Raw genomic sequence first — 11,182 nt, 5'->3', positions numbered from 1 at the left:
GTGGTGGTGCTGGTGGGGGGGTGAATGCTGGTGGTGCGGGTTGCCGATGGGATGGTGGAGGCTCTTTTCTTTGCACTCTGTACAGCTATGCGCTTTCAGTTGTACAATAAATCTTCAGGTTATCAGCCTATGAAAAACAGAATAGAACGCTGTATGCATATGGGATCATCATGGGAAATATTGACATCTCTGTCTTTTCATGCGTGCACATTCTTTAGATAAGAGGCAAAAAAAACAAGCGGGTACGCCGTTAACCTTCAAAATATTCATGAAGCACATTAAGTATTATACGGAGTGAACAGACCAGAGAAGGAAGTGGTTGGTCTTCTACAACAAGATATTGTAATGCAGCATAAAAGTTATGTTGGCGATGCAGATGTTGCGTTTTCTGGATCACTTCTTGCATGTTTTCATAGTGATCGGTTGCTTTTTGAATCCACTGTTTTTGTGCCTTTTCATCTGATGTATGGGTGAAATCATCATAATAGCCGTTTGGCAAACCTTTTGCGCATAAATAGTCGTTTCTGATTTGGAGATACCGTTGCGCAGTATCATATTGCTCTTTACTGATGCCCAATGCATCCTGTTTATAGCCAAGCAAACAAAGACGTCCAATATAGGTACCGACAAGTGGATTTTTGGCTTCTTCTATGGTCAAACCAAAGTGTTTAGCACGCATTGCAATGGTGTGTTGAGGAGGGGGGGTGCGTGGTTTTTGAGCACGTGAAATACGGCCATTGGGTTCTCTTAGTTTTCCTGCTATTCTGGGTCTACCGCGTTTTTTACGTATTTTCATGAACATACCATTTGAATTGAAAAAAAACTGTCTGTTTGAAAATGAGAACAATGTAAAAAGCACCTGAGAAAATGCGCCCCCATTCGAACACGTCATGTATGGCGGTGGTTGATGAAAAAATAAGCACTGTAGAGTCTTTCGTTTATTGTCGCAAAGAAAAACAACATTCCTGTAAGAGCAAAATAATCTCTCTTACAAGTTGTTCACCACCCTTTTTATCTTGTCATTTATCGCTGATCATCTGCTTTTTATAAACATTGCAAATGTGTTGAGAAATCGAAAAGCAATGTTTGCCAAATGTGAAAAAAATACAAGGATATTCCACACTTTAAGACGGCAAACAGAGTTTTTCAGGAGACGTCATTTTATTGGTCTCTCTGTTCAAGGGGCGTGCAAGAGTTCTCACGATCTGTTTAAAAAGCCAGTGTTTGTTATTGGCGACAGTCTTGAGAAATTTGATACGCGTCCCTTTATTAAGCATATCGTTATATCCTTTTTTGAGGAAAAATTGCTCTCTTTTCAACAGAAGATTTCTGAGAAAAGCAAACCCCATCTCTTCTTATAATACCACAGTAGAAGCTGTCTTTTCAAATAAAATATCTACAAGTAGACCGATCATACAATGTTAGTAACAAAATAAATCAAAAATTATCCGAATGTGCTGTTTCTTTTGATTGGTCGTTTTCTTTATTAAAGTTATCCTTTATAGAGCGCAAATGAAACCTCTTCTTTTCCTCTTCGCTGTGCTATAAAGAGGAACCCTCTCATAAAATTGTTCTGAAACGATGGGTTGGACTCTTAAAAAAAGCTGCTTTTTTATGCATAACTCTTGTTTGCGAAGGTCTGTGTAGCCCTGTTGGCAATAGGGCGTGCCGCTTTTTGATGGAAACTTTAAAAGAAGGGATTGAAAATTTTTACTGAAACTGATAGACGCATCTTCTATGCATAAAGTGATCAATTCCTTCCATGTGTGTGTTGGTTCATGAAGCTGTGAAGAGCTTGTAGCGTTGTCTGGGCCGTTTTTTTTGTTGTAAACATACATTCTTATAGGAGAATGTGCGCTTTTCCTTATACATGTTCATGCATGGGAGAAATCGTGAGGGAGATTGAAGCAGTACCTAAGGCTGGCTGGTGGATGCTGTGAATATTTGAGGAGTGGGGGTGCGCATGACCATAGACAAATCACAACATGGATCTCTCCAGGGTGGGGGGACTGTTGTATCACAGAGGATGTCTGATAAAGAATTTCAGCTGTTTTCTTTCAAAAAAGCGATGCTTTTCTCAAGAAAAGATTATGTCATGATCTTCTGCATATCTTTTATCGTGTTGGCGGTGAGTGCTGCCATTATATATATCAAACCTCTGGAATTCTTTCACGTTATATCTAAGGAACAGCTTCAAGAAATCAATCAGAAAAGGCTTCAAGGAGCGTTTCTGGAAAATCTTAAAGATTTTGTTTTCGGACAAATTTCATTGGGTGGAGTGCATGTGGAAAAATTATGGCGTGCTGCTGGGTGGAACGGTGTTAAGGCTTTGATATGTTTTCTGCCACAAGTGATCTTTGGAATTTCTCAAATGCTCTTTCCAGTCATTTTGATCTTCCACTTCCTATTAGATTTTGATTTGAAAGAAATGCTCCAACAATTAGAAAAATTACCCGAGTGATGCATCCTACTACTTCATAGAATGTGATAGGGAGAGAAAAGTGACTTTTTTGCCAAAGTTGACTACGATATTGTCCATTGTGTCCATGATAGTGGTCTATAACGTCATTTGTTTATGTGCTACTGTAGCAATTTTTGCAATTTATTATTCTTTTTTTAAGCGTAAGGAATTGCTTGCTGATATGTGTTACGAACTAAAAATGATAGCGGCGCATCACTTCGTTCGTGAGGGGGAGGAAATAAAAGAGAAAAAACCAAAAGTGAACATGGCAGTTTACTTCCCTTGGTTTAAAGAAGTTATCGTTCTTTCAGAAAAAGATTATAAAAAAATATTCAAATACTCTTTTATTGTGTTTGCCATTGCATTTATGCCTTTCATCATCTCATCCTCAATGGTGGGAGCAGAGGCCATACGTGGAATGGAGCTCCAACAGTTTACAAAGAATGATAATCTGTCGTTTGTTGTTTTTATGATGAGCATGACGTTATCAGGTATGATTTTGGCGTGCATCGCTTTTTCTTTACCAGTGATTTTGGTACTCTACGGTATCCTCAATTATAGAGTGAAAAAGATGTTAAAGAAATTGAAAAAGTTGGCTTGAGCGGCTGCTAAATTGATAGGTATTCAGAACGCAAGGGGAAAAAAGTGCAGCTTTTTATGAAATCTTGGGGTCTGCTCGGACTCACTGTTATAGCCATTTTGGTATGTATGCTTATCGTTGGGCTGCATTATTTTTTCGTTAAGCGCATGAGATTGTATTTCAGCATGCTTAAGGCACTGGAAAAGAGTACAAAACATCCATTGGCTTCTCATGAAAGGGAAATGGTGGGAGAGAATGTGGCGCTTGACATGAAAGCGCGCCTTTTTACATTCAGGAAATCTGCAGCTCTTTGGCCAAAAGAGTGTAAGGTTATCTGTGTCATCTCTCTCATCTTTGCGGTTTTATACGCTGTGGACTCTTCTCCCATGTTGGAAGGATGGAAGAATGACGTGCATGCTAGAGTTCTATTAAATTTTCTATCGCTTTATTTTCTTCTTTTCGCACCAATCATTGGGGTGGTCTGCATAAAATTGAATGGCAAATTGAAACACAAGATCCAGCAACTGGAAGAAATCATTGCACAACAAGAGAAAGCATTCCGCATACAGGATGCGCGTGGGAGCGAGAATGACGCGTAGTTTTTTAGCATTCATGACCCTCTCTTTTCTCTTTTCAATCATAAAGAGCTTCTCAATGATTATGCCCACTTTGGCTCTTTATTACCTGCTTATGAAGCGTGTGAGGCTGTATTGCAAAGTAACAAAAGAACTCAAAAAAGCACCTCAAAAATGGGACATAATACGTGAGAGTGAAAGAGAATAAAAAAGTACAATAACGCAAAATAGCGTGTTTGAGGACAAGAGCTGTTCCTTCGTTGTGTGAAAGGGAGAGGCAGGCAAAGGTAGGCAAAGGCAGGCAAAGGTAGGCAGAGGCAGGCAGAGGCAGGCAAAGGTAGGCAGAGGCAGGCAGAGGCGGGCAGAGGCAGGCAGAGGCAGGCAGAGGCAGGAAAAGGCGGGCAGAGGCAGGCAAAGGTAGGCACAGGCAGGCAAAGGTAGGCACAGGCAGGCAAAGGCAGGCAAAGGTAGGCACAGGCAGGCAGGGGCAGGCAGAGGCAGGCAAAGGCAGGCAAAGGAAGTAAGCGTTTTTTTTTGATATTTCTTGTTTTAGATGTTCGTGGATCTTTTCTTGATTCTGCCAATTTTTGCACTGTCTTGTTCTTTTATGAAAGGTGCGCACGTGCCTTTACAGAGAAAAAACTACAAAAATTCTAAAAAAGTGAAGAAAACTTGCATAATTGTAAAAAAAGCTTTAAGAAAACATGCTGCGCTTTTATGTGCTGTTAAATATTTGAACGTATATGCTTTCGAACATTTAAGAAACGGGGGATAGGCATGACCATAGACAAATCACAACACGGGTCTCTCCAGGATGGGAGGACTGTTGTGTCACAGAGAATGTCTGATAAAGAAGCTCGGCTTTTTTCCTTCAAAAAAGCATCGGTTCTCTCAACAAAAGATTATGTCATCATCTTCTGCATTACTCTCTTAGGGGTGGTGTTTTTTACTGCTGTAACATACATCCGACCTCTGGAATATTTTCACGTGGTGACCGTGGAACAGCTTCAAGAAATTGCTCGGAAAAATCTTCAAGGGACACCTCTGGAAAATTTTAAAAATATGTTCTTGGGACAATTTTTTTTGAGCGGAACGAATATGGGAGAATTGTGGCGTGCCGCTGGGTGGAATAGCGTTTGGGTTTTTCTGTGTTCCCTGCCGGAAACGATCTTTGGAGTTGCTTGGACACTTTTTCCACTTGCTTCTATCTTCCACTTTATCTTGAATCGCCAATTGAAAGAAATGATTCAGCAATTAGAAAAATCGCCCAAACAGCAGCGCGATTCAATGACTTTATAGAACGGGACAGGGAGGGAAAAATGGATCTTGTAGCAATGTTGCTCATACTCTTAACCACTGCCTCAATAATAGTCACGTCTAGCATGGTGAGTATGTGTGGCATTATGACAATTGTAGCAGTGTATTACTCCTTTGTTAAACGTATTATCTGTGCGTGTGCGCTTTCTGAGACCTTTAAAAAACTAAAAGAGAGTGCGATGCAGCACTTCATGCGTGATGAGAGAGAAGAAAAAGAGCAAAAAATAGCGTTTGACACGAAAGCTTATCTCTCTTCCTTTAAAGAATCCCTGAGTCTTTCAAAAAACGATTATAAAAGAATATTCATTTTCTCTCTCATTCTCTTTGTTTTCATATTTGTGCCCTTCGCAGTCTCAGCTACTGCAGTGGGAGCAGAGGTCATAAAAGGAATGGACATAAAACAGTTGATCAATAATGGTTCTATAGCATCGGGTGTTTGTATACTGACATTTTTGTTGATATTTTCAATGGTAGTCTTGGTTGCTTTCTCCTTACCGGTGATTTTAGTGCTCTACGGTGTAGTCAATCAGATGGTGAAAAAGAAAATGAAAAAATGGGAAACATTTGCTTAAAATAATAACGCAATCGCTCCATATACAGAAGGTGGGAGAGGAAAAAAGTGCTCTTTTTTATAGGATTTTGGGGTCTGCTAGGACTCACTATAATGGTCATTTTAATCGGTATGGCGATTATTGGGCTTTGTTATTTCGTCATCAAGCGGACAAGATTATACTTTAATCTGCTTGAGGAGTTGAAAAAAAATGCTGCACATCCATCGGATGATCATCAAAGAAAAATCATGGAACAAAACGCAGCATATGATCCAGCTGTACCTGCTGTTCCCTTTAAAAAATCTCTGTTCCTTTGGCCAAGAGAGTTGAAAATCATCTGTTTCCTCTCTCTCATCATAGTGCTTTTACAATCTGTATTCTTTACAGCAAATTTAGCAGGCTGGAAGAGTGAAACGAGTTTTGTTATCATTATGCTGTTCAGTGTTCTATGGTTCTGTTTTTTTCTCTTCGCACCGTTCATGGGGCTGTTCTACATAAAATTAAGGAGTAAATTGAAAAAAACCATCCAGCAACTGGAAGAGGCAACTGCACAAAAAGAGAAAACAATTTTCATGCAGAATGCACGTGGAGAGAAAAATGACCAGTAGTTTTATAACATTCTTAGCCCTCTCGTTTTTGTCTTCGGCCATCGTGAGTTTTTTAGTTGTTGTGCCGGTTTTGCTCATTTATTACCTGTTTATCAAGCATGCCAGGCTTTATTGTAAAACAAAAAAAGAACTCAAAAAAGTGCTTCAAGAATGCGATACAATGCTTGAGAATAGAATAAAATAAAAAAGTACAATAACGCAAAATAGCGTGTTTGAGGACAAGAGCTGTTCCTTCGTTGTGTGAAAGGGCTATTCCCACATTGTTTAAAGAAACATGGGGTTTAAAGAAGCGCGGGTTCTTTCAAGATGAAATTCTAAAAGAATATTTTGTATCTCTGCGTGTCACTGCTTTTGTAGCCATTTTCTTAAAATACCAAATGAGGGGGGGGAGAAGGTTTCCTTTCTCTCTCTCTGATGAGCCACATTATGGGAGCCGCTCGCTTGGCTTCTTGGCTGTGCTCTTTTATTCTTCCTGATCATTTTGGCGCCCTACATCATCATGATGGGGTCAGTTGTACACAATATCCTGAAACTGGAAAAAGAAGCATGGTAGTAAGAAAAAAGAGATCATCGCGCACGGCAATTGACAGAGAATAAAGCATTTTTAGAATATTTTTCGTGTATTTTTTCCTCATAGCCGTTTACGTTCGCTTTTTTGTTAAGGGCCTGTTTTCTTGTTTGATCAAACATGTCTGCTTCTTTTCCAGGTATGGAAGGGCATGGATTTCAATGTTTTGCGCTGCGAGAAAAGACTTGAAAAGGGTGATTAAAGAACGCGACATAGTTTTTTCCAGGAGAGGAAGAACTAAAGAATAAACCAGATTGTGAGGAAAAGAGCCAAAACTGGAAGAGGAGAAGAATAGAGAATTTTGTACGCTTTCTCGTTGGGGGGGCTCTTGCATGGCTTGGGAATGTTGAAACTTTGCTGTCTTACAGGAAAAGCTTTGCAAAAGGCGATAAGCTTGGTTTGTAGAAAAATATTTTCATCAGTTTTTTTTGATCTAAGCATCAAGCAATTTTGAGCGTGCTGTGGTATTGGCTCAAGAAGTGGTAGCGGCAAAGCAACGCAGTCACGCTTTGCTTAAACAGATTGTAAGGATTGTTTGCTGAAAATTTGCTGGTCAATATCAGTATTTTAGAGCTGGAGACCTGGAAAGATGGGATAAAAATAGAGTTCTCCATAAAAAAGTGCCGAGGAGAAAAACAAAAATTAAACGAACGGGGTTTCATTTGTCTACGAAGAGGAAATGATGTGCGAGGTCGAGGGGAAAAACTGAAAATTTATGTATATAAAGGTCATTTTACAGCAATCAATTGTTGAGAAAAACAAAGAACTCCTTTATACGAAACCGAGAATAGCTCGGAAACTTAACGAAAATGAAGAATAAAAAAGGAAAGAATGAAAAGGAAGTCTTTCATTGGTTGAGAAAGAAACGTGTTCCTTTTCGTTCAAAAAGTTTATGATGTTTTCAGTGAAAAAATACAAAATGCTATGGCGCAACTTTTCCATGATATTTTGCGCGTTTCTTATCGTGATGGTATTAGATTTTCCTGTTTGTGCGCAGTCTTTAAGCGCGTTTTTTCAGTGGAAAAGATGGAATAGTGTGGGCCATCTTATTTTTCTTTTACCGGTTGTAATCTGGATTTGTCTTCTCACATCTTTGTCTATCCTTTGGAGCTTTCACAGTATCCAAGAACGTAAACTGAAAAAACAAGACAGCAAGCAAAAGACACGCCTGAGCAGTAAAATAATTAGATAAAGACTCAATGCTGTAGAAGTGGCCTCTGTTCTGCTTACCATAGTCTTAAAGCCTGGCATTTGAATTTAGCTTTCCGCATTGTGATCTTTACCATTTTAGGCAATATGATGATTGTGGCACCTTATTGTTCTTTTATCGCGCATTTGAGAATGTACGATAAGATGAGGGGGCAATTGAGCCAAAGCGGTGAAACTGTGATGAAACCGTGAGGGTTGATGAATGGTCTCACGGTGTGGTTGGTTGGTGGTGATGAATGATGGGGTTGGCTAGGTGGTGCAAATTTTTGGTGATGGGTAGTGTTGTGGTATGCTTGAGCAGTCATTAAATACGTTCTCATGTGGCAAGAGAGGAGCAAATAAAAGGCAAAAATTGGGCAGTTGAGAAAGAGCCGCGCTCTTTTTCGCTTGAACAAGCATTTCTCTCTAGAAAAGATGAGATCGTGATCTGTTGCCTCTCTCTTATCATTATACTGGGCAGAAAGATCCTTTCTATACCAAGCTTGGCAAAGTGGACGCTAACCGTGGTGCAGGATACGGCTCTTTTTTCTGTCTTTGTGATGTTCGAAGCCATCGTGGTGTGTGTGTTCTTGCTTTGATACCAGTTCTGTTGGTGCTTTACTTTACATATTTTTTACAAAGCTGTTGAAAAAAAATATTCCGAAATTGTAAGAAGTACTTCGGCAGAAAGGCAAAATATCCTGTCATCAAAAGAATCCAAATCAAGAAGGTAAGAGAGAAAAAAACCAACACTTGTCTTATAAAGTTCTTTATACTAGGGTTTATGATCGTGGTGGCTTTGGTTTCTTTTTTTACCACATGCATTGTGGCCCTTTATTATTCTGTCTTGAAACGGGCAAAAATGTACTTCCAATTGAGAAAAGAACGCAAAAGAGTGCTGCAGGAACATCATACAGTGTTTGAAAAATGATGAAAGGGCAAGAGACAGTTATAGAGCAGACATGGGGCTGAAGGGAGCGGGGGATAAGAGGCGGGGCTGAAGGAGGTGGAAATGAAGCAGGCAGAGGTGCCAAAAAATGGGGATTTAAGAAAATGTTTGAGAAAAAAGTGCAAGAAGAACCCTGTGAAGTTTATGATGAGGATGCAATTATGATGATGGAAAGTGCAACAGCACTTTTGATGAGTCTGAGATGATCAATAGGAATCGGAAAACAAGGCGATCATTTGGCCACTCTGTTCTGATAGAATCCCCAAGTGCAATTTCTTTATAAGAATGAAATCAGCAAAGATTTTCCACAATTTGCCTCGGTTTGCCTGCAATCAAATGGGAGATTTTTTCATGATAACCGGTATCTTTACTGCGGTTTGCCAGACCATTAATCCTTATAATTTTTTATCCTTTATCCACAAAACGCAAAGGCGCTGTGGATAAAGGGCTGGAATTTTTGCAGAAAGAATCCATCAGAATCTTTTAAAGCAGGCGCTGGATGAAACCTCAAAGGGGCGATGGGCGATTTTAGTCTTTATGAAAGATGGCGCTCTCCATTCAGCATTCCATCTTGGGAAAAAGGCACTGTAAAGTGGTCGATGGATAAATCTAGGGGCATATCTTATGGCTTTGCTCCATCTAGTGGCTCTTGCTTTGCTCGGTGATATGGAGACTTTACGCTGTTATCAAAAGAGCTTTACAGCAGGGGCGCGATTGGGCTTTGATGTATGGACCAAATCTGCAACGTTTGATGAAAGGCTCTCTTAAATGTGCTTTGCTGATGACAGAGGAGGCAGATAAAACAGAGCAGCTCAGTTCTGCTTTCTTTGAATGGGTTGTAGAGAAAGTGTCTGTGAAAGTGAATCATTCTCAGTATTTTAGGGCTAGAGACCCGAGTTTGTGCAATAAAACGAGCATTTCATAAAAATGCATCAAACAAAAAAACAAGAGTAAAAAGAATAAAGATTCGATGGTCTGCCTGGTGAACCCTTCATATTTGAATGAGGGAAGAGGAATATTGTCTCGATGGTGTTGCCGCAAAGATGGTGAACGCGCATTTATCGATGGAAGCATTGACTCATTGGAGAGAGACACCGTTGAGGAAAATAAAGGATGCTTTCAGATGTAAGAAAAAAAATTTTAAGAAAAATAAAGAATCACAGTAAAATTAAAAAAGAATGTGCTAAAAGTTATAGAAATAAAAACATGGGGAAAAAACAGTCGGTGCGCAATTTGTTGTTCTCCCATTTTTGAGGAAAAAAAGACCGTTACTTTATGTGTCTGATAGATCTCTGAAGTGAATCACAAAAGTGGACAGTAAGTAAGATCTATAAGAGAGAAACCAATTTTATGAAAAATTGATGGGGGTTAAAAATTTCTGAGGTCGCTCGGATGACAGGAAGGTTGAGCGAAAACAAGAATATTAGAGAGCAAAAACAATATTATCGCTGAGAAAAGAAGAACACAATTAAAGCCCCCATTTTTATGGGGGCTTCTCAATATTAAACTGTGCAATACAGCAAAATATATAGGATTTTCCTTAGGCGCCGTGAGATGCTCCACCTCCTGATCCTGCAAGAAATGTTTGCATGCAAAATAGGAACAAAGTGTATAAAAATTCACTGAGTATGGTTAAGAATTTCTTACCTTTTTGATAGAGGTCATCTTTGTCTCCTGTTTGTGCTTCAGTAGTACCTTGTGTTTGTAGTATACTCAATTGATCCGATGTGCTACTTATATATTTAATGAATTGTGAATTATGTTCATAAAAAGTATAAGGTGCAACAATAGGAGAGGGTTCTTGATTGGCTATACTATCAGATTCTTGCATTGCAAGAGCTAAACCACTTGTTACTGCACTTGCGATAAAAAAATATCTGATATCCATAGTTTTTCTCCTAAGTATTTATTTATAAAAAAATAAATATCAAAACAGATCATATATAAATTTAATTTAAATAACTATAGTAAAAATGCAACAGTCACAAAAAAGAAGATATTTTGTCTATAATTTGACAAAATCTACCCTTAATTGCCTTAATTAATTCTTTTAGAATCTATTTTGTATTATTTAATCAAATTTGAGGGGTTCATATACATACCGTTATGCCGAAATGGATGACAGAATAGCTGCTGGCAAACTTCTTTTTACACCACGGTAAAGAGGTTTATAAAAGCAGAGTGCCTATAAAAGCTAAGGATGTCTTATAAAGATTGGGTTGTATCGCATGCGAATTGGGATACATCCCTTAAAGGTGGGGTGTATCCCATGAGGGTTGGGATACACTCCTTTAGGGTGGGGTGTATCCCATGGGCGTTGGGATACACTCCTTTAGGGCGGGGTGTATCCCATGAGGGTTGGGGTACACTCCTTTAGGGCGGGGT

The 11,182-nt window shown here is 39.2% G+C and carries 9 protein-coding genes; 7 read left to right on the top strand and 2 right to left on the bottom strand.

The features are described from left to right. Positions 1–250: 250 nt before the first annotated feature. Positions 251–796, bottom strand: coding sequence for a hypothetical protein (locus J7R07_RS07730; RefSeq protein WP_208436292.1), 546 nt, complete (start codon positions 794–796; stop codon positions 251–253). A gap of 1,230 nt (positions 797–2,026) precedes the next feature. Between J7R07_RS07730 and J7R07_RS07725 the strand changes: the two genes are divergently transcribed. From J7R07_RS07725 to J7R07_RS07695, 7 genes are all read left to right on the top strand, one after another. Then, on the top strand, positions 2,027–2,461 hold the full coding sequence (locus J7R07_RS07725; RefSeq protein ID WP_246464878.1) for a hypothetical protein: 435 nt from the start codon (positions 2,027–2,029) through the stop codon (positions 2,459–2,461). A gap of 40 nt (positions 2,462–2,501) precedes the next feature. Further along, entirely contained in the window at positions 2,502–3,062 is a 561-nt protein-coding gene (locus J7R07_RS07720) for a hypothetical protein (protein ID WP_208436290.1), read from the top strand. A 56-nt stretch (positions 3,063–3,118) separates the two neighbouring features. Next, positions 3,119–3,640, top strand: a complete 522-nt coding sequence (locus J7R07_RS07715) for a hypothetical protein (protein ID WP_208436289.1) — start codon at positions 3,119–3,121, stop codon at positions 3,638–3,640. Positions 3,641–4,444: 804 nt separating this feature from the next. Beyond that, positions 4,445–4,915: a hypothetical protein gene (locus tag J7R07_RS07710; RefSeq protein WP_246464877.1), complete on the top strand. Its 471-nt coding sequence runs from the start codon at positions 4,445–4,447 to the stop codon at positions 4,913–4,915. A gap of 20 nt (positions 4,916–4,935) precedes the next feature. Further along, complete coding sequence (locus J7R07_RS07705) at positions 4,936–5,505, top strand: hypothetical protein (RefSeq protein ID WP_208436287.1); 570 nt, start codon at positions 4,936–4,938, stop codon at positions 5,503–5,505. Positions 5,506–5,597: 92 nt separating this feature from the next. Continuing rightward, positions 5,598–6,092, top strand: a complete 495-nt coding sequence (locus J7R07_RS07700) for a hypothetical protein (RefSeq protein ID WP_208436286.1) — start codon at positions 5,598–5,600, stop codon at positions 6,090–6,092. A 3,329-nt stretch (positions 6,093–9,421) separates the two neighbouring features. Beyond that, the gene (locus J7R07_RS07695; protein ID WP_208436285.1) at positions 9,422–9,565 is read left to right on the top strand and encodes a DUF6990 domain-containing protein; all 144 of its coding nucleotides are present in this window, start codon (positions 9,422–9,424) and stop codon (positions 9,563–9,565) included. A 772-nt stretch (positions 9,566–10,337) separates the two neighbouring features. Here J7R07_RS07695 and J7R07_RS07690 read toward each other — a convergent pair. After that, a complete protein-coding gene (locus J7R07_RS07690) occupies positions 10,338–10,685 on the bottom strand; it encodes a hypothetical protein (protein ID WP_208436284.1) in 348 nt (115 codons plus the stop codon). Between the last annotated feature and the right edge of the window lie 497 nt (positions 10,686–11,182).

Source organism: Bartonella phoceensis, assembly GCF_902825145.1.
GTDB lineage: Bacteria > Pseudomonadota > Alphaproteobacteria > Rhizobiales > Rhizobiaceae > Bartonella > Bartonella phoceensis.
Note: the sequence above shows the minus strand (reverse complement) of the source record. Positions and strands in the feature narration are given on the sequence as shown.

What these genes read in the sequence shown, in the direction of transcription:
- J7R07_RS07730 (WP_208436292.1), bottom strand. Translation starts at nt 796, where the DNA reads ATGAAAATACGTAAAAAACGCGGTAGACCCAGAATAGCAGGAAAACTA.
- J7R07_RS07725 (WP_246464878.1), top strand. Translation starts at nt 2,027, where the DNA reads ATGTCTGATAAAGAATTTCAGCTGTTTTCTTTCAAAAAAGCGATGCTT.
- J7R07_RS07715 (WP_208436289.1), top strand. Translation starts at nt 3,119, where the DNA reads ATGAAATCTTGGGGTCTGCTCGGACTCACTGTTATAGCCATTTTGGTA.
- J7R07_RS07705 (WP_208436287.1), top strand. Translation starts at nt 4,936, where the DNA reads ATGGATCTTGTAGCAATGTTGCTCATACTCTTAACCACTGCCTCAATA.
- J7R07_RS07700 (WP_208436286.1), top strand. Translation starts at nt 5,598, where the DNA reads ATGGTCATTTTAATCGGTATGGCGATTATTGGGCTTTGTTATTTCGTC.
- J7R07_RS07695 (WP_208436285.1), top strand. Translation starts at nt 9,422, where the DNA reads ATGGCTTTGCTCCATCTAGTGGCTCTTGCTTTGCTCGGTGATATGGAG.
- J7R07_RS07690 (WP_208436284.1), bottom strand. Translation starts at nt 10,685, where the DNA reads ATGGATATCAGATATTTTTTTATCGCAAGTGCAGTAACAAGTGGTTTA.